At 71.6% G+C, this 17,747-nt stretch carries 16 protein-coding genes; 5 read left to right on the forward strand and 11 right to left on the reverse strand.

Annotated elements, in window-relative coordinates; genetic code table 11:
- Nucleotides 1-16: 16 nt before the first annotated feature.
- Both ABCS02_RS33800 and ABCS02_RS33805 read right to left on the reverse strand, forming a co-directional pair.
- A complete protein-coding gene (locus tag ABCS02_RS33800) occupies nt 17-298 on the reverse strand; it encodes a Fe-S cluster assembly protein HesB (protein ID WP_345840111.1) in 282 nt (93 codons plus the stop codon).
- A gap of 126 nt (nt 299-424) precedes the next feature.
- Nucleotides 425-967, reverse strand: a complete 543-nt coding sequence (locus ABCS02_RS33805) for a type 1 glutamine amidotransferase domain-containing protein (RefSeq protein WP_345840112.1) — start codon at nt 965-967, stop codon at nt 425-427.
- Nucleotides 968-1,021: 54 nt separating this feature from the next.
- On the opposite strand from ABCS02_RS33805, the gene ABCS02_RS33810 reads away from it, so the two are divergent.
- Nucleotides 1,022-1,846: an aldo/keto reductase gene (locus ABCS02_RS33810; RefSeq protein ID WP_345840113.1), complete on the forward strand. Its 825-nt coding sequence runs from the start codon at nt 1,022-1,024 to the stop codon at nt 1,844-1,846.
- Nucleotides 1,847-2,404: 558 nt separating this feature from the next.
- Here the strand turns inward: ABCS02_RS33810 and ABCS02_RS33815 are convergent.
- The 8 genes from ABCS02_RS33815 to ABCS02_RS33850 all read right to left on the reverse strand — a co-directional run bounded on the left by ABCS02_RS33815 (nt 2,405) and on the right by ABCS02_RS33850 (nt 10,779).
- On the reverse strand, nt 2,405-4,555 hold the full coding sequence (locus ABCS02_RS33815; RefSeq protein ID WP_345840114.1) for a S9 family peptidase: 2,151 nt from the start codon (nt 4,553-4,555) through the stop codon (nt 2,405-2,407).
- A gap of 98 nt (nt 4,556-4,653) precedes the next feature.
- Entirely contained in the window at nt 4,654-5,613 is a 960-nt protein-coding gene (locus tag ABCS02_RS33820; RefSeq protein ID WP_345840115.1) for an ROK family protein, read from the reverse strand.
- A complete protein-coding gene (locus ABCS02_RS33825) occupies nt 5,610-6,356 on the reverse strand; it encodes a copper homeostasis protein CutC (RefSeq protein ID WP_345840116.1) in 747 nt (248 codons plus the stop codon). Before ABCS02_RS33825 ends, ABCS02_RS33820 begins: the two co-directional genes overlap by 4 nt.
- A complete protein-coding gene (locus ABCS02_RS33830) occupies nt 6,353-7,345 on the reverse strand; it encodes an asparaginase (RefSeq protein ID WP_345840117.1) in 993 nt (330 codons plus the stop codon). Before ABCS02_RS33830 ends, ABCS02_RS33825 begins: the two co-directional genes overlap by 4 nt.
- A complete protein-coding gene (locus ABCS02_RS33835; protein WP_345840118.1) occupies nt 7,338-8,270 on the reverse strand; it encodes an amino acid ABC transporter permease in 933 nt (310 codons plus the stop codon). Before ABCS02_RS33835 ends, ABCS02_RS33830 begins: the two co-directional genes overlap by 8 nt.
- Complete coding sequence (locus ABCS02_RS33840; protein WP_345840119.1) at nt 8,267-8,911, reverse strand: amino acid ABC transporter permease; 645 nt, start codon at nt 8,909-8,911, stop codon at nt 8,267-8,269. The genes ABCS02_RS33835 and ABCS02_RS33840 overlap by 4 nt, the downstream gene beginning before the upstream one ends.
- A 103-nt stretch (nt 8,912-9,014) precedes the next feature.
- Nucleotides 9,015-9,968: a glutamate ABC transporter substrate-binding protein gene (locus ABCS02_RS33845; protein WP_345840120.1), complete on the reverse strand. Its 954-nt coding sequence runs from the start codon at nt 9,966-9,968 to the stop codon at nt 9,015-9,017.
- A gap of 58 nt (nt 9,969-10,026) precedes the next feature.
- Nucleotides 10,027-10,779 (reverse strand): amino acid ABC transporter ATP-binding protein, encoded by a 753-nt coding sequence (locus tag ABCS02_RS33850; protein ID WP_345840121.1) that lies wholly within the window; start codon nt 10,777-10,779, stop codon nt 10,027-10,029.
- A 163-nt stretch (nt 10,780-10,942) separates the two neighbouring features.
- Here ABCS02_RS33850 and ABCS02_RS33855 point away from each other — a divergent pair, with 163 nt between their 5' ends.
- From ABCS02_RS33855 to ABCS02_RS33870, 4 genes are all read left to right on the forward strand, one after another.
- Complete coding sequence (locus ABCS02_RS33855) at nt 10,943-12,142, forward strand: ROK family transcriptional regulator (protein WP_345840122.1); 1,200 nt, start codon at nt 10,943-10,945, stop codon at nt 12,140-12,142.
- Nucleotides 12,139-13,074, forward strand: a complete 936-nt coding sequence (locus ABCS02_RS33860; protein WP_345840123.1) for a Gfo/Idh/MocA family oxidoreductase — start codon at nt 12,139-12,141, stop codon at nt 13,072-13,074. The genes ABCS02_RS33855 and ABCS02_RS33860 overlap by 4 nt, the downstream gene beginning before the upstream one ends.
- Before the next feature lie 32 nt (nt 13,075-13,106).
- Nucleotides 13,107-14,816, forward strand: coding sequence for an alpha-glucosidase (locus ABCS02_RS33865; protein WP_345840124.1), 1,710 nt, complete (start codon nt 13,107-13,109; stop codon nt 14,814-14,816).
- Nucleotides 14,817-14,903: 87 nt separating this feature from the next.
- Complete coding sequence (locus tag ABCS02_RS33870; protein ID WP_345840125.1) at nt 14,904-15,359, forward strand: SRPBCC domain-containing protein; 456 nt, start codon at nt 14,904-14,906, stop codon at nt 15,357-15,359.
- Nucleotides 15,360-15,393: 34 nt separating this feature from the next.
- Here the strand turns inward: ABCS02_RS33870 and ABCS02_RS33875 are convergent, their stop codons facing one another.
- Nucleotides 15,394-17,682 (reverse strand): transglycosylase domain-containing protein, encoded by a 2,289-nt coding sequence (locus ABCS02_RS33875; RefSeq protein ID WP_345840126.1) that lies wholly within the window; start codon nt 17,680-17,682, stop codon nt 15,394-15,396.
- Nucleotides 17,683-17,747 lie beyond the last annotated feature (65 nt).

Genomic DNA, 17,747 nt, shown 5'->3' on the forward strand with positions numbered 1-17,747 from the left:
GTCGCGTGGGCTCTCGCTAGGCGAGGGCGCCGATCGCGAAGCTCACTGCGCCCTGCTCGTCCACCTGGGCGTCGAGCACCTTGTCGTCGAGGGCGACAGCGGCGCCCGGCTCCAGGAAGAGCCGTGCCCCGGCGGACTCGACCACCTGGTCTGCGGGCTCCGGCTCGGGCGTGACGGCCGCAGCGAACGCGGTGTTCTGCGGGTTGCTGCTGCTGATCCGCAGTCCGGCGTCGTCCTGCGGCGCCTGGTCGGTGAGGGTCTTGACGATCGTGCTGGCGTTCTCGGTCAGGGTGAGCACGTGCTCTCCTTTCGTTGGTCCTCCAGGAGTCGCCCACGGTCCCGCGGTCCGCGCCGAAGCGCAACCCCGCATGTCGCCATTGCCAGGAAACGTCCACGCGGCGCGGAGGCGGGGCGCAGGCCGACGTCACCGGAGGACGTTCAGCAGCTCCCGGTTGAAGGCGGGCAGGTCGTCCGGTTTCCGCGACGACACCAGGGTGAACGGCCCGGCGTCGACGACGTTCTCCTCGTCCACCCAGGTCGCTCCCGCGTTGCGGTAGTCGGTCTGCAGGCTCGGCCAGCTCGTGAGCGTCCGCCCCTCGACCACTCCGGCCTCGATGAGCACCCAGCCGCCGTGGCAGATCACCGCGATCGGCTTGCCGGCATCCGCGAACGCCTTCACCAGCGCGACCGCACGCGGGAACGTGCGCACCTGGTCGCCATTGGCGACGCCGCCGGGCAGCACCAGCGCGTCGAAGTCGTCCGCCGACGCGGCGTCCAGTGTGAGGTCCACGGGGAACTCGTCCGCCGGGGTGAGGTGGTTGTAGGCGCGCACCGTGCCGGAGTCCTTCGAGATGAGCGTCGCACTCGCCCCCGCCTCGGTCACCGCCTTCCACGGCTCCGTCAGCTCCGCTTGCTCGATCCCCTCCGGGCCGACCAGGAATGCCACCCGCTTGTCGTCGTAGGTCATGTCGTCTCCTTTTGTCCTCCCATCCCTACGCCGCGACCGGGGGAGAATGAACCCATGCCGAACATCCCCCAGGTACCGCTCAACGACGGCAATCGCATCCCCCAGCTCGGCTTCGGCGTCTACAAGATCCCGGAGGACGAGACAGTGGACGCGGTGCTGACCGCGCTGGAGGCCGGGTACCGGCACATCGACACGGCGACGTTCTACGAGAACGAGCGCGCCGTGGGGGAGGCCGTGCGGCGCAGCGGTCTGCCGCGCGACGACGTGTTCGTGACGACGAAGGTGTGGTGGACCGACAACGGCTACGACTCGACGCTGCGCTCGTTCGACGCGAGCCTGGAGCGCCTCGGCTTCGACGCGGTCGACCTGTTCCTGATCCACTGGCCGGCGCCCCAGCGCGACGAGTACGTGGAGACGTGGCGCGCGCTGGAGCACCTGAAGGCGGAGGGCCGCGCACACTCGATCGGCGTCGCCAACTTTCACACCCACCACCTCGACCGCCTCGCAGCCGAGACCGCCACCGTGCCGGCGGTGAACCAGGTCGAGCTGCACCCGTGGCTGCCGCAGCGGGAGGTCCGCGCGTACGACGAGGCGCGCGGGATCGTGACGGAGTCGTGGTCGCCGCTCGCCCGCGGCCGGGTGCTGGACGACCCGCTGCTCGCGGGCCTCGCCGCGAAGCACGGGGTGACCCCGGCGCAGGTGGTCATCCGCTGGCAGCTCCAGCTCGGCAATGTGGTCATCCCGAAGTCGTCGACACCGGAACGCATCCGCTCGAACCTGGACGTCTTCGGCTTCGACCTCGACGCCGCCGACCTCGCCGCGATCGACACCCTCGAGTCGGGCGAGCGCACCGGCAAAGACCCCGACGACCTCGGCTGACCCGCGCCCCCACCCGCACCCGGAGCACCCCCAACCCCGCCCTCAGGTCTCCTCCGCTGCCAAGCAGCTAACGGAGGACATCCACCCCACCCCAGCCCGAGACTCCTCCGTTAGCCGCGACAGGGCAGCGTGTCGGCCCGAATCTCCTCCGCTGCCAACGCCGGAGCTAACGGAGGACATCCGCCCCCAACGCACCCCGAATCGCAGCCACCGGAGGACATCCGCCGCCGCCCGGCGCCCATCTCCTCCGCTGCCAACGCCGCGGCTAACGGAGGACATCCGCCACTGGCGGGCCCCGGTCTCCTCCGTTGGCTGCGGCGGAGCGGCGTGTCGGCCGGGATATCCTCCGCTGCCTACCCTGCGGCTAACGGAGGATTTCCGCCCGCGACGCGTCTCGAATCGCGGCTACCGGAGGACTTTCGTCGTCGCGCTGCCGTGGTCTCCTCCGCTGCCAACGGTGCTGCTACCGGAGGACTTTCGCCGCTGGTGGGCCCGGGTCCCCTCCGTTCGCTGCGGCGGGGCGGCGTGTCGGCGCGGGTCTCCTCCGTTGGCGGCGGCCTACTCGCCGGTCGGGTGGGCCCCCACCACGTCCAGCAGCCACGCCAGCGAGAACGCGCGCTCGCGCCACGCGGCGTACCGTCCGGACACCCCGCCGTGGCCTGCGGCCATCTCGGTCTTGAGCAGCGCGTCGGCGCCGACCTCACGCAGCTTCGCGACCCACTTCGCCGGCTCGACGTACAGCACGCGCGTGTCGTTGAGGCTCGTGACGGCGAGGATGCGCGGGTACGCGGTCCTGTGGATGTTCTCCACCGGCGCGTACGACTTCATGTAGTAGTACACGTCCTCGTCGTGCAGCGGGTCGCCCCACTCGTCCCACTCGATCACCGTGAGCGGCAGCGACGGGTCGAGGATCGTCGTCAGCGGGTCCACGAACGGCACCTCCGCCAGCACGCCGGCGAACAGCCGCGGCGCGAGGTTGGCGACGGCACCCATCAGCAGGCCTCCGGCGCTCCCGCCCTGCGCGGCGAGCTGCGACGGCGTCGTCCAGCCCTGGTCGACTAGGTGCTTCCCGGCCGCGACGAAGTCGGTGAACGTGTTCTTCTTGTGCAGCTTCTTGCCGTGCTCGTACCACAGCCTCCCGAGCTCGCCGCCGCCGCGCACGTGCGCGATCGCGAACACCACGCCGCGGTCGAGCAGGCTGAGCCGCGGGATGCCGAACGACGGGTCCATGCTCGCCTCGTATGAGCCGTACCCGTACAGCACGAGCGGCGCCGGCTCGCCGGGGGTCACCAGGTCGCGGCGGTAGACGAGCGAGATCGGGACGCGCGTGCCGTCCTCCGCGGTCGCCCACTCCCTGCGCTGCTCGAACAGCTCCGGCTCGAACTCGCCCAGGACCGGCTGCTGCTTGCGCAGGGTGAGCTGGCGCGTGCGCACGTCGTAGTCGTAGACGCTCGACGGGGTGACGAAGCTTCCGTAGCCGAGGCGCAGGAACGGCTGCGTCCACTCGGGGTTGCCGCCCGCGCCGACGGTGAAGAGCTCCTCGTCGAAGTGCAGCTCGTGGAGGATGTCGTCCACGTCGCCGACCACACCGCCTTCCGTCGGGGCCGGGAGGCACGCGACCGCGAGGCGGGTCATCCCCTCCCGGCGGTACTCGAGTGCGACGAAGTCGCGGAACGCGTCCACCCCTTCGATGCGCACGGCGGGGTCGTGGGGGAGCAGCGTCCGCCGCGGCCCCTGCGGGTCGTCGGCCGCGACGCTGACCAGCTCGAAGTTGACGGCGCCGTCGTTGTGCACGATCAGGAGCCGGTCGCGGCCTCCCGCCACGACGTGCTCGATGTCGTACTCGACGCCCTCCGTGCGCGGCCACACGACGCGGAACTCGCCCGTCGGGTCACCCGCGTCCAGCAGCCAGCTCTCGCTGGTGATGTTGGAGCCGGCCTCGATGACGAGGTACCGGCGGCTGCGGGTGAGGCCGACGCCGATCCAGTACTTCTCGTCCGGCTCGTGGAAGACCTCCGCGTCGGCCTCGCCGTCCGGCCCCTGGCCGACCCGGTGCCGCCACACGGTGTCCGGCCGCCAGGCGTCGTCCACGGTCGTGTAGAACAGGTACTCGCCGCTCGGGTCGAAGAGCGCGCCGGCGCCCGTCCCCGCGATCTCGTCGGGGAACGCCGTGCCATCGCCGGCCAGCGACCGGACCCGGATCGTGTACCGCTCGTCGCCCTCGGTGTCGACGCCGAAGAGCAGCCGGGTGCCGTCCGTGCTGACGTCGAAGCTGCCGAGCGCGTAGAAGTCGTGCCCCTCGGCCTCCGCGTTGTCGTCGAGCAGGATCTGCTCGCCCGGGAGGCCGTGCTGCTGCGCGCGCTCGTCCAGCGCCGGCGGCTCCCAGTCGTCGGGGCCGGCGATGGGGGCGCGGCAGTGGATGCCGTACTGCTTGCCCTCGACCGTGCGCGTGTAGTACCACCAGTCGCCCTCGCGGGTGGGGACGCTCAGGTCGGTCTCGCGGGTGCGCGACTTGATCTCGTCGAAGATCTGCTCGCGGAGCACGGCGAGCTTCTCGGTGCGCGCGTTCGTGTACGCGTTCTCCTCGTGGAGGTGGGCGACGACCGCGGGATCGTCCTTGTCGCGCAGCCACTCGTAGTCGTCCACGACCACGTCCCCGTGGTGGCTGCGTTCGGTCGGCTTCTTCGCGGTGATCGGCGGGGTGAGCATCCCACCAGGCTACCGTCGCGCGGATTTGGCACGAATGGCGCGTTCGGCGGCGGGATTCGCGCCATTCGGCACGAATGTGGGGCGGAGGTTGCGGCGCGTTAGCGCGCGGCGGTGAAAGCGAGGAGGCCGGCGCCCGCGCGGCCTGCGTCGCCACCCAGGCCGCTTCGCACGATCGCGGGGGCCTCCCGCCAGGCGAGGCCGGCCGACACGCCGCGTTCCAGCGGGCCGAACAGCGCGTCGCCCGCGTGCGAGACTCCGCCGCCCAGCACGATCACCTTCGGGTCGAGCAGCAGGGTGAGGATGGTGAGGCCCTGCGCGAGCACGTCGACGGCCTCGCCCCACACACGGTCGGCCAGTGGGTCGCTGCCCAGCCGCGCCACGATCCGGCGGGTGCTGAGCGCGTCGCCCCCGGCCTCCCGGTAGCGTCGCGCCACTCCGGCCCCGGACATGTAGACCTCCAGGCAGCCGCGCTGGCCGCACGTGCACTGCTCCCCTCCCGCGACGACGGGGATGTGGCCGAACTCGCCCGCCGCGCCGGTCGCGCCGGTGATGGTCCCGCCCGCGGTCACGAGCGCGGCGGCGACGCCGGTGCCGATCGGGACGAGGACGAAGTCGTCCGACCCCTGGGCCGCGCCGAAGGTGCGCTCGGCCAGCCCGGCGGCGCGGACGTCGTGCCCGACCGCGACAGGGAGGTCGAGCTCGCCCTGGAGGATGTCGAGCAGTGGCACGTCGCGCCAGTCCAGGTTGGACGCGTAGTGGACGACGCCGCGCTGCTCGTCGAGCATGCCGGGGGTGGCGACGCCCGCGCCGACGACGTCGAGCTCAGCGGCGGCTGTCCGGAGGTCGTGGAACAGCGTCACGAGCGCGCCGAGGATGTCGCTCCCGGGCGTGGGACGGGTCAGTTCGGCGACCACGGCGCCTCCCTCGGCGACCACGGCGCCCTTCATGGCGGTCCCGCCGAGGTCGACGGCGAGGACGACCGGGGCTCCGGAGTCCGGGGAGGCGCTGTTGTCGCCCTGGTGGTCGGCAACCACTGCCGCCAACGTCGTCTCGCTCACGCCGCCGCCTCCCGCACCGCCGCAACCACGGCCGCGACGATCGCCCCCGAGGTCACCTGCCGGTGCCCCGGGTCGTACTGGCTCGACACGAGCGAACCGCTCCGCCCGGTGGTGGCCGCTCGCAGGTGCACCTCCCGCAGCCCCGTCCGGCCGACCAGCTCGGCCACGTTCGCGGGCCGCACGCCGCCGCCGGCGAGCACCACGATCCGCTCGCCCGCCTGCGCGACCAGCGCGGCGAGCTCGTCGGCCCCCTTCAGTGTGGAGGCCGCGCCGCCCGCGGTGAGGACGCGCGCCACCCCGAGTCCGACCAGCTCCTCGAGAGCCGCGGCGCGGTCCGGGACCTGGTCGAAGGCCTTGTGGAAGGTGACCGGTGCGTCCCCGCACGCCGCCACCAGCGCGCGGGTCGCGTCCACATCCACCGACCCGTCGGGCCGCAGCGCGCCCACCACGAAGCCGACCACCACACCCTGCGGGTTCGGCAGCGCCCGCACCGCGTGGATGTCGGCGACCATTGCCGCGAGCTCGTCGGCATCGAACACGAAGTCGCCTGCCCGCTGGCGCACCAGGACGTTGACGCCCATCCTCGCGACCGACCGGAGTGCGGTCGCCACGGTGCCGATCGACGGGGTCAGGCCGCCGTCGGACAGTGCGCTGCACAGCTCGATGCGGTCGGCGCCCGCGTCCTCGGCGACGCGCACGCCGGCGAGATCGTCGAGGCAGATCTCGACCAGGACTCCGCTCACGCGACGCGCTCCAGCGCCGACGCCAGGTCCGCGCCGACCTCGATGCGCCCGACCGGCACGCCGCCGCCGAGCACCGGGAGGTCCACCAGCGCGCCCGCGCCGGAGATGTCGGTGCCGAGCGCCTCCAGCACGCGCAGGGCGATCAGCGTCGTCGCGCGCGGGCTGCCGTCCACGATCTTCATCGCGACGGCCGTGCCATCGGCCGCCGCGACGCCGATGACGCCCTCGGCCCCGCCCTTGGCGAGGGCGCCGGGGACGGTCTCCATCAGCGTCGAGTTCTGGTGCCCGCTGCCGCCGACGTAGAAGGGGTGCTCGCGCATCGCGTCGGCGACCGCCCGCTCGGCGGTTCCGGGCGCGGCAGTGACGAGGCGGCCGAACGAGCGCGCGACGCCGCGGACGGTCGTCCCGAACAGCGGAGCGCCGCAGCCGTCGATCGCATCGTGCCCGACCGGGACGCCGGTCAGCGCGGCCATCGTCTCCCGCACGTGCTGCTGCACCGGATGCGCGGGGTCGAGGTAGCCGTCGGTCGGCCAGCCGTTCGCGGCGGCGGCCAGCAGCATCGCGGCGTGCTTGCCGGAGCAGTTCATCCGGATGCGGCTGCGCGGCTCCCCGGCGCGGATCATCCGCTCGAAGGTGCCTTCGTCCTCCGGCCGGTCGACCGGGCAGCCCAGGGCCGACTCGTCCACGCCGGCCGCAGCCAGGATGTCGCGGACGACGCGCACGTGCTCGTCCTCGCCGGTGTGGCTTCCGGCGGCGATGGCCAACGACGGCCCGGCGAGCGCCGCCCCGGCCGTGAGGCACGCGAGCGCCTGCAGCGGCTTGACCGTGCTGCGCGGCAGCACCACCGCGTCCGGGTCGCCCAGCTCGAGCAGCGTCCCGCCGTCCGGGTCGAGGGCGACGAGGCTGCCGAAGTGGCGGCTCTCGATCAGCCCGGAGCGGCGCACGGCGGCGAGCTCGGCGAGTCCTGCGACGGGGGTGGTGCTAGACATGGGTCTCTTCCTGGTGCGGGGCCGCCGGCAGGGCCGGGAGCGCTGGCTGTGCAGAGGGGCGGCGACGGGGCCCGCGCTGCAGGCGGGAGGCGAACGCCGAGAGGCTGCCGTTGACGACCAGGTAGATGACCGTCACGGCGACATAGGTCGGGATGAGCAGGTGCAGGTACGACGCCAGCACCTGGCCGCGGTAGAGCAACTCGGTGAACGCCACGATGTAGCCGAGCGAGGTGTCCTTCAGGAGGCTCACGAACTGCGTCACCAGCGACGGCGCGACGTTCCGCGCGGCCTGCGGCAGCACCACGAACCGCATCGCCTGGCCGGGCCGCATCCCGAGGCTGAGCGCCGCCTCGCGCTGACCGCGGGGGAGGCTCAGGATGCCGGCGCGCACGATCTCCGCGAACACCGCCGAGTTGGCGATCGTCAGCGGGACGACCAGCTTCCACAGCACCGGCAGGTTGATCCCGAGCTGCGGGAGGCCGAACAGCATCAGGTAGATCACCAGCAGCACAGGCACCGTGCGCGCGATCTCGATGTAGAGCCCGCAGAGGAACCGCACCGCACGCAGCCGGCTGATCCGGCCGAGAGCGAGGAGCACCCCGAGGAGGCCGCCGAGCACGGCGACGATCGCGGCGGCCTCCAGGGTCCCGAGCAGGCCGACCAGCAGGTAGTTCCAGATCGGCCACTCGGTGAACGGCGCCCAGCGCTCGGGCGCGAGCTGCCCGTGCGACGCGAACTGCCAGAGGCCGTAGCCGAGCAGCCCGGCGATGACGAGGCAGCTCAGCACGGTGCCGAGCAGGATGCGGCGACGCCCGCGCGGGCCCGGGACGTCGTACATGAACGCGGCGGCATATGCCCGGCGTGGACGCTTCGGGCGTGCCGCGCGTACTGGCGCCGGACGGTCGGGGAAGAGCTGTGCGGTCATCGGGCGATCGCCACCTTCCGCTCGACCCAGCCGGCGGTCAGGCCGATGGCCAGCGCGATCGCCATGTAGAGGATGCCCGCGCCGGAGAAGATGAGGATGGGCTGCGCCGCGACGAGGTTGATCTTGTTGACCTCCGCGGTCAGCTCCACGACGCCAACGGCGGCGGCCAGTGCGGTGTTCATCGCGAGAGCGATCATCACGTTGCCGATCGGCTGAACGACCGCGCGCAGCGCCTGCGGCACGACGACGAGCCGCAGCGACTGGCCGAGGGTGAAGCCGAGGGCGCGGGAGGCCTCCACCTGCCCGACCGGGACGGTGTTGACGCCCGAGCGCACGGCCTCCGCGACGTAGGCGGCCTCGTAGACGGTGAGGACGATGATCGCGGTCGGCGTCAGCGGCAGCAGGAGGCCGGCGTCCGGGAGCGCGAACACGGCGAGCAGCAGCAGCGCCAGCAGCGGCACGTTGATGAAGAACTGCACGTACAGGAAGGCCGCCGTGCGCAGCACCGGGATCGGGCTCACGCGCGCGATCGTGACCAGCACGCCGAGCACGATGGAGCCGACGCCGGCCACGACGGCCATCATCAGCGTCGTGCCGAGGGCCTGCAGCAGCGGCCCGAGGTTGTCGATCAGGGGGTTCATCGCTCGCTCACTCGTGAGGAATGTCTGAGGGGCGGGCGGGGCCGGCGGACCGGCCCCGCCCGGGGGCTCCCGAGCGTGTGCCGCTCGGGAACTCTGGGTCGGGTCAGGAACCCGGGACCGAGCCGATCTCCGGCGCGGTCGGGATGGCGGAGTCGGTCACGGTGCCGAGCGTGGTCTTCCACGCCTGGCCCCACTGGCCGCCCTTCTGGATTGTCTTCAGCCAGGTGTTGACGAACGACTTGAAGTCGCTGTCACCGTGCGGGAGGCCGATGCCGTAGGGCTCCTTGGTGAACGGCTGGCCGACCACCTTGATCTGCTTCTCGCTGGCGGCGTCGCTGGCGAGCAGGGTGTAGTCCTGCACGTACGCGTCGCCGCGGCCCTGGATGAGCGCCTGGACGGCGGCCGGGTCGGTGCCGAACGCGGTGACCGTGGCCTTCGGGGCGACCTTCGGCACCTCGGTGACGGCCGGCGTGTTCGCGCCGACGATCACGTTCTTGCCGTCGAGGTCCTTCTCGCTCTTGATGGTCTTGTTGTCGCTCTTGACCGCGACCGACAGACCGGACTCGAAGTACGGGCCGGCGAAGTCGACCTGCGTCGCGCGCTGCTCGGTGATCGTGTACGTGTTGAAGACGACGTCGACCGTGCCGTTCTGGAGCATGGCCTCGCGGGTCTCCGACGCCGGGGGCACGATCTCCACGTTCGGCTTGCCGAGGATGTAGATCGCGAGCAGCTTGGCCAGGTCGGCGTCGAAGCCGGTGACCTTGCTCGGGTCGGTCGGGTCCTGCTGCGAGAGCAGCGGGGCGTCGAGCGCCTCGGCGACGATGAGCTTGCCGCGCTTCTTGATCTTCTCCATGGTCGAGCCGGGGATGATCGCGGCCGCCTTGGCGACGGGGGCGCCGGAGAAGACCGTGTCGGTCTTGGCCGTGGAGCCGGCTCCGTCGCCGGGGAGGGCCGAGGTGCCGGAGGAGCAGGCGGTGACGGCGAGCGTCACGGCCGCGAGCAGGGCGCCGGCGAAGGCGGCCCGGCGGCGGGTCGTGCGGGTCGTGCTGCGGGTCATTGCATCCCTTTCTGAGTTCGGACGGTTTGTGGTGCTGTGGAGCGTTGGTGCGGCGGCGTCAGTGCGAGAGCACGGACGCCAGGAACGACTTGGCCCGCTCGGTGCGGGGCGAGTCGAAGAATTCGGCGGGCGTCGCCTGCTCGACGATCTGCCCGTGGTCCATGAAGACCACGCGGTCGGCGGCGCGGCGTGCGAAGCCCATCTCGTGGGTGACGACGATCATCGTCATCCCCTCCCGGGCGAGGGAGGTCATCACGTCGAGCACCTCGCCGACCATCTCGGGGTCGAGCGCGCTGGTGGGCTCGTCGAAGAGCATCACCTTGGGCTGCATCGCGAGCGCGCGGGCGATGGCGGCGCGCTGCTGCTGGCCGCCGGAGAGCTGCGCGGGGTGGCTGCCCGCCTTGTCGGCGATGCCCACCCGGTCGAGCAGTTCGAGCGCCTGGCGCTCGGCCTCGGCCTTCTTCACCTTGCGCACCTTGATCGGCGCGAGGGCGACGTTGTCGAGGACGGTGCGGTGCGCGAACAGGTTGAACGACTGGAACACCATGCCGACCTCGGCGCGGAGGCGGGCCAGCTCGGCGCCCTCCTGGGGGAGCAGCTCGCCGTCGACGCGGATCTCGCCGCCGTCGATGGTCTCCAGCCGGTTGATCGAGCGGCAGAGCGTGGACTTGCCCGAGCCGGAGGGCCCGACGACCACGACGACCTCGCGCGGCGCGACGTCGAGGTCGATCGAGCGGAGGACGTGCAGGTCGCCGAAGTGCTTGTCGACGCCGCGCAGGCTCACCATCGGGCGAGCGTTCGGTGTTTCCATCGGTTCCTCGTATCGTCATCGGTCGGGATGCGATGAGCGTACTAAGTAAGTCATGTTCTTGCAATTTCGAACTTGGTTGGTTCGAAATCGAAGAAAGTCGGTACAGTATTCTCAACCGAGACGTGCACGCGACGGATGCGTGCGAACAGGGGGATGCGCTGAAATGAGCGGCACGTACACCGCGGCGGGGAACGCACCGGCCACACCCGGCGGCATCCTCCACCTCGTCCGCTCGGGCCGGGCCGGCTCCCGCGCCGACATCGCCCGCCACACCGGCCTGTCGCCCTCGACCGTCGCTCAGCGGGTGGACGCGCTGCTCGCCGCCGGGTTCCTCCGGGAGGCGGGGGAGGGCGTCTCGCACGGCGGCCGTCGCCCGCGGGCCCTGGAGGTCGACGCCGGCTCCGGTGTCGTCGCCGCGGCCGACCTCGGCTCCCACCACGCCACCTTCGGGCTGTTCGACCTGTCCGGGCGGCTGCTGGCCTCCCGCACCGAGGCGATGGACATCGGATCGGGACCCGACCGGGTCCTCGCCTGGATCGCCGCGAGCGCCGAGGAGCTCCGCGCGATGCACGGGGCGCCGGGCCAGGAGCTGCGCGGCATCGGGATCGGCATGCCCGGCCCGGTCGACTCCACCACCGGCCGGATGGTCTCGCCGTCGCGGATGCCCGGCTGGAACGGCCTCGACGTCGCCGCCGCGCTGGCCTCCCGCACCGGCCTGACCGTCGCCGTCGACAACGACGCCAACCTGATGGCGCTCGGCGAGTTCGACGCCACCGCCCAGACGCCGGACGCGCTGACGGCCGACGGCCAGCTCGTCTTCGTCAAGGCCGGCTCCAGCATCGGCTGCGGGATCGTCGCGTTCGGCGGCGTCTACCGCGGCCACCACGGCATGGCCGGCGACATCAGCCACGTCACCGTGCCGGGCGCGCCCGAGGTGCTGTGCTCCTGCGGCCGGGTCGGCTGCCTGGACGCCGTCGCCGGGGGCGCCGCCATCGTGCAGGCCCTGCGCGGGGCCGGCGTGGAGGTCGCCGACACCCGCGACGTCCTCGCGCTCGCCAGGGACGCGCACCCGCTCGCCACGCTCATGCTGCGGGAGGCCGGCCTCCGCACCGGTGGCGTGCTCGCCACCATCATGAACTTCTTCAACCCGCAGCGCCTGGTGCTCGGCGGCATCCTCGGCGAGGCGGAGGCGTTCGTCGCGGGCGTCCGCTCGGCCATCTACTCCGACTGCCTGCCGATGATCACCGACCAGCTCGACATCGCGGTCAGCGTGGCGAAGCAGGAGGCCGGCATCCGCGGCGCCGGACGGCTCGTGCTCGACGCCCTGTTCGACCCCGCGCAGGTCGACCGCGCGGTGCGATGAGCGGGGAGGCCGCCGCCCCGCACGGCGCGATCGTGGTCGGCGCCGGACGGATGGGCCACGTGCACGCGGCGGCCTGGGCGGCGTGCGGCGTCCCGGTCCGCTGGGTGGTGTCGCCCCGCACGCGCCCCGACCTCCCGGCCGCGCCGGACGCGCGCTGGGCGACCTCCCTCGGCGAGGCGCTCGCCGACCCCGGAGCCGACCTCGTCTCGATCTGCACGCCGACCCCCACGCATGCCGACCTGGCCGTGCAGGCGCTCGACGCGGGCAAGAACGTGCTGCTGGAGAAGCCGATCGCGCTCACGATCGCGGACGCCGAGCGGGTCGCCGCGGCCGCCGCCCGGGCGCCCGGGGTCCTCATGGTCGCGCACGTCGTGCGTTTCTTCGCGGGTTATTCGTCGCTCGCCGAGCGGGTCGCGGCGGGGTCGGTCGGCCTCCCGCGCGCCGTGGTCGGGTCGCGCCTGTCGGCCGCTCCGGACGGAGCGGAGTGGCTGGCCGACGAGTCCCGCTCCGGCGGGATGATCGTGGACTTCGCCATCCACGATGTCGACCAGGCGAACGCGTACCTCGGCGAGCCGGTCGCGGTCAGCGCCGTCCGGGCGCCGGGCGACGGGTTCGGGACACCGGCCGCGATCACCGTCGAGTACGCCTCCGGCGGCGTGGCCCAGCTCCTCGCGGTCTCCGACCTCCCGGCCGGCACGCCCTTCCGCACCACGCTGGAGGTCGTCGGCGACCGCGGGATCGACGCCCTCGCCGACCTTCCGGGCGACGCGTTCGCGGCCCAGGCCCGGTACTTCGTGGAGTGCGTCGACACCGGCGCCGAGCCGGCCCGCTCGCCGGTGACCGCCGCGATCGACGCTCTGCGGGTCTGCCTGGCGGCGCGGGAGTCGGCGCGGACTGGCGAGCGCGTCGTGCTCGCCCCCCGCGTCCGCTGAGCGGCCCGCGCCCCCGCGGGTAAGGTGGGCGGGTGAGCGAGACATGGTGGAAATCGGCGGTCGTGTATCAAATCTACCCGCGCAGTTTCGCGGACAGTGACGGCGACGGCATCGGCGACCTCCGCGGGATCATCCAGCACCTCGACCACTTCCAGGAGCTCGGCGTCGACGTCGTGTGGCTGTCGCCCATCTACGCCTCGCCGCACGACGACAACGGCTACGACATCAGCGACTACCGGGCGATCGACCCGCTGTTCGGCACCTTCGACGACTTCGACGAGCTGCTGGCCGGCCTGCACGCGCGCGGCATCAAGCTGGTCATGGACCTCGTCGTCAACCACACCTCCGACGAGCACCCGTGGTTCATCGAGTCCGCCTCCTCGCTCGACAACCCCAAGCGCGACTGGTACTGGTGGCGTCCGGCGCGCGACGGCCGCCAGCCCGGCGAGCACGGCGCCGAGCCGAACAACTGGGGCTCCTTCTTCTCGGGGCCCGCGTGGCAGCTCGATCCGGCCACCGGCGAGTACTACCTCCACCTGTTCTCGCGCAAGCAGCCGGACCTCAACTGGGAGAACCCGGAGGTCCGCGACGCCGTCTACGACATGATGAACTGGTGGCTCGACCGCGGGGTCGACGGCTTCCGGATGGACGTCATCAACTTCATCTCGAAGGTGGTCGAGCTCCCCGACGGCGAGATCCCGGCCGGGCGGCTGTTCGGCGACGGCTACCCGTTCTTCGGCCAGGGGCCGCGCATCCACGAGTTCCTGCACGAGATGCACGAGCGCGTGTTCGCGGGCCGCGCCGACCGCATCCTCACCGTGGGGGAGATGCCCGGCGTCTCCGTCGAGCAGGCCCGCCTGTTCACCGACCCGGCCCGCGCGGAGCTCGACATGGTGTTCCAGTTCGAGCACGTGGACCTCGACCACGGGCCCGGCGGCAAGTGGGACGACCGGCCCATCGGTGTGCTCGACCTCAAGCGCAACCTCGCCAAATGGCAGGAGGGCCTCGCCGACGTGGGCTGGAACAGCCTGTACTGGAACAACCACGACCAGCCGCGCGTCGTCAGCCGGTTCGGCGACGACCGGCCGGAGCACCGCGTCGCCTCCGCGAAGGCGCTCGGCACGGTGCTGCACCTGATGCGCGGAACGCCCTACGTCTACCAGGGCGAGGAGCTCGGGATGGCGAACGTGCCCTTCGAGTCCATCGACGACTTCCGCGACATCGAGTCGCTCAACCACTATGCGGAGGCCGTCGATATCCAGGGCCAGGACGCCGGCACGGTCATGGCGGCGCTGCGCCGGACGAGCAGGGACAACGCCCGCACGCCGATGCAGTGGTCGGCCGCGCCGGCCGCCGGGTTCACCACCGGCACGCCGTGGATCGAGGCCAACCCGGACTACGCGCAGGTGAACGCGGAGGCCGAGCGCCAGGACCCCGACTCGGTGTTCGCCCACTACCGGAGGCTGATCGACCTCCGGCACCGGTCCGACGTCGTCGCGGACGGCGACTTCACCCTGGTGCTGGCCGACCATCCCCAGCTGTTCGCGTACGTGCGCGAGCGCGGCGGCCGCCGGCTGCTGGTCCTCGTCAACCTGACCGGCGAGCCCGCGCGCTACGACCCGGCAGAGCTGGACGGCTGGGCGGGCGCGGCCCTCGTGCTCGGCAATCTCGCCGACTCGGCCGGCCGCGGTGTGTCCGGCTCGGTGGAGCCGTGGGAGGCGCTCGTCTTCGGAGACGCCTGAGCCGCGGGGTTGTGCTCCCCGCGCCGTGAGGTGTGTGATGGGCGTCAACGTCGCCCGAGGCGGCGACGGGAGCGGGAGTGGCGCGTCATGGGGAACTACGTCGCGAGAGCCGAGGCGGACATCCGCGCGCCTCGACGGGAGGTCTGGAACCTGCTGACGACCAGCGGCTCCCATCCCGAGATCCTGTTCGGGGCGGAGGTCGTCTCCGACTGGAGGCTCGGCTCGCGCATCGTCTGGCGCGGCGAGTGGCAGGGCAAGACGTTCGAGGACCACGGTCGGGTCATCGAACTGGACGACCGTGACGAGCCGTGGCGGATCGTGCTCACGCACTTCAGCCCCCTGAGCGGGCTGCCCGACATCCCGGAGAACTACCATGCGCTGCACTTCGAGCTCGATGCGACCCCGGAGGGCACCCACGTCACGCTCGATCAGGACAACAACCCGACCGTGGAGGCCGCCCGGCACTCCCGCGACAACTGGGTCGCCATGCTGCAGGGCGTCAAGACGGTCGCCGAGCGCTCAGGGGAGCGCCGGCCGGCCTGACCCCGCCCGCTGGAGCAGGCGCGGGCTCAGCCGATCAGCCGTGTCCGCCGCCCTTGCCCTTGCCCCCCGGGGGCGCAGGGGGCGCCGGAGCCGGGTTAGGCGCCGGCGCGGCAGGCGCCTTGGGCGCGGCGGCCTTCGGCGGTGTCGTCGCCCCGAGGTACTTCGCGAGCGGCGCCGGGAACGCCGACCCGCCGTACGCGGCGTCGAGCGCCGTCTGGATGCGCTTGACGATCGAGAACTTGACGTTGCCGCCGCCGATGCCCTGGAAGGTCTGGCCGCGGAGGGCGACGCCGCCCGAGATGTTGCCGACCCAGGTGGCCTGCGCGACCTTCGTCGTGGACGTCACCAGCCAGTTCTCGACCGAGTTGTCCGTCGTTCCGGTCTTGCCGAAGATCGGCACGCCGTCGTTCGGGTTGGCCGAGGCCGCGGTGCCGCCGCCGCGGAGCACGCCCTGCAGGGCGTAGATCGCGGCCGCCGCCACTCCCGGATCGATCGGGGTCGGCGAGCACTGGGTCTTGGGCACCGCGTGCTCGGCGCCGTCGGTGGTGATGATCTTGTCGATCGCGACCGGGCTGCAGGCCTTGCCGTTGTTGGCGATGCCCGCATACGCGGTCGCCATCGTGATGGGGGCGATGTAGTTCGTGCCGAGCACCGACGAGGGGTTGGCCATGAACCGGTTGGTGGCCTCGTCCGCGCCGTGGACCAGGAGGTCCTGCGCGCCCTCCTTGATGCCGCAGAGGTCCAGCTTGGTGGCCATCATCGCGAAGATCGAGTTGATGGAGGCCGCCGTCGCCTGCATGACGGACGTGGAGGTCACCGACTCACCCTCGTCGTTCGCGACGTTCCACGGTGAGCCGCCGATGTCGTTGCAGGGGTCGCTCTCGTGGAAGGCGGTCTGCGGGAACGTGTGAACCGTCCCGTTCACCGACTCGTTGAGGGTGTGGCCCTCCTTCAGCCATTCGAGCAGGTCGAACGCCTTGTACGACGAACCTGTCTGGAAGCCCTCGGAGCCGCCGTAGTCGTAGTCGGTGTTGTAGTTGACCGCCGTGGTCCCTGCGGCCGGCGCGGCGGTGTTGTCGTAGGGCCTGTTCTGGACCATCGTGACGATCCGGCCGGTGCCGACCTCCACGGAGACGTTGGACGAGCCGAGGTCGAGGTTGGGGCTGGTCGGCGGGATGTACGACGACACCGCCTGCTGCGCCTGGGTCTGGAGGTCGAGGTTGAGCGTCGTGTAGATCTTGAGCCCGCCGCGCGTCAGGTAGCTGGACCGGTCGTCGGCTGTCTTGCCGAAGATCGGGTCCTGCTCGATGGTGCGCTCGACGTAGTCGCAGAAGAACGCCGCGTTGAACTGCTGCGCCGTCATGCAGCCGTTCGACATCTGGCTGATCTTGGGCTCGATCTTGGTCGCCTTCGCCGCGTCGTGCTCCTCCTTGGTGATCTTGCCGTTCACCAGCATGCGGTCCAGCACGTAGTTGCGCCGGGCGAGGGTCGCCGCGTAGCCGTTCGCCGCGCCGTTGTCCTTGTTGGCCGGCTGGTCGATGCGCAGGTTGTCCGGGTTGTTCAGGATGGCGATGAGCGTCGCGGCCTGGGGGAGCGAGATGTCCGCTGCGGACACCCCGAAGTAGTATTCGGCCGCCGACTGGACACCGTAGACGCGGCCTCCGAACAGAGCGATGTTGAGGTAGCTCTGCAGGATGTCGTTCTTCGAGTACTCCTTCTCCAGCCCGATCGCGTAGCGCATCTCCTTGAGCTTGCGCACCGGGTCGACCGCCGTCGCGTCGTTGTAGCAGGCCTGATAGACCTTGTACTGCTTCTTCTGGACCGCGTCCGTCGCGGTCGGGTCGGGCTGCTTGTTCTCGCAGCGCTGGACCAGGATGTTCTTGACGTACTGCTGGGTGATGGACGAGCCGCCCTGCACCGACTTGTGCAGTGCGGTCAGCACCGCGCCGCGGAGCGTTCCGGTGACGTCGACGCCGCCGTGCTCGTAGAAGCGCGGGTCCTCCGTCGCGATCGCCGCGTCCTTGAGGTTCTGGGAGATGGCGTCCCAGCCGACCTCCACGCGGTTCTGCGAGTAGAAGGTGGCGATCGGCACGGGCTTGCCGCCGGAGGTCGCGTACATGGTGGACGCCTGCGCCAGCGGCTCCACCTTCATGTACTCCGGGAGGCCGTCGAAGACGCTGATGGTCGAGTCCGCGGCCGATCCGGTGAGGGCGACGGCGGGAGTGACCGCCGCGGCGGCGAGGAGCCCGGCGACACCGCTCAGTGCCACGAATCCGAGCAGCGCGGGCGCCCACTTCCATCTTCTGCGTCCGTCAGCCGTCATGCGCGCAATGATACGCGCGCCCCATGTCGGGTCCCCGAGGGTCCGCCCGCGTTGTGGAGAACTTA

Source organism: Microbacterium sp. X-17 (assembly GCF_039615055.1).

Excerpts from the sequence above, each read along its gene's own strand:
- ABCS02_RS33860 (WP_345840123.1), top strand. The coding sequence starts at position 12,139 with ATGAGCGGGGAGGCCGCCGCCCCGCACGGCGCGATCGTGGTCGGCGCC.
- ABCS02_RS33845 (WP_345840120.1), bottom strand. The coding sequence starts at position 9,968 with ATGACCCGCAGCACGACCCGCACGACCCGCCGCCGGGCCGCCTTCGCC.
- ABCS02_RS33815 (WP_345840114.1), bottom strand. The coding sequence starts at position 4,555 with ATGCTCACCCCGCCGATCACCGCGAAGAAGCCGACCGAACGCAGCCAC.
- ABCS02_RS33875 (WP_345840126.1), bottom strand. The coding sequence starts at position 17,682 with ATGACGGCTGACGGACGCAGAAGATGGAAGTGGGCGCCCGCGCTGCTC.
- ABCS02_RS33855 (WP_345840122.1), top strand. The coding sequence starts at position 10,943 with ATGAGCGGCACGTACACCGCGGCGGGGAACGCACCGGCCACACCCGGC.
- ABCS02_RS33850 (WP_345840121.1), bottom strand. The coding sequence starts at position 10,779 with ATGGAAACACCGAACGCTCGCCCGATGGTGAGCCTGCGCGGCGTCGAC.
- ABCS02_RS33805 (WP_345840112.1), bottom strand. The coding sequence starts at position 967 with ATGACCTACGACGACAAGCGGGTGGCATTCCTGGTCGGCCCGGAGGGG.
- ABCS02_RS33835 (WP_345840118.1), bottom strand. The coding sequence starts at position 8,270 with ATGACCGCACAGCTCTTCCCCGACCGTCCGGCGCCAGTACGCGCGGCA.
- ABCS02_RS33870 (WP_345840125.1), top strand. The coding sequence starts at position 14,904 with ATGGGGAACTACGTCGCGAGAGCCGAGGCGGACATCCGCGCGCCTCGA.
- ABCS02_RS33810 (WP_345840113.1), top strand. The coding sequence starts at position 1,022 with ATGCCGAACATCCCCCAGGTACCGCTCAACGACGGCAATCGCATCCCC.
- ABCS02_RS33830 (WP_345840117.1), bottom strand. The coding sequence starts at position 7,345 with ATGTCTAGCACCACCCCCGTCGCAGGACTCGCCGAGCTCGCCGCCGTG.
- ABCS02_RS33840 (WP_345840119.1), bottom strand. The coding sequence starts at position 8,911 with ATGAACCCCCTGATCGACAACCTCGGGCCGCTGCTGCAGGCCCTCGGC.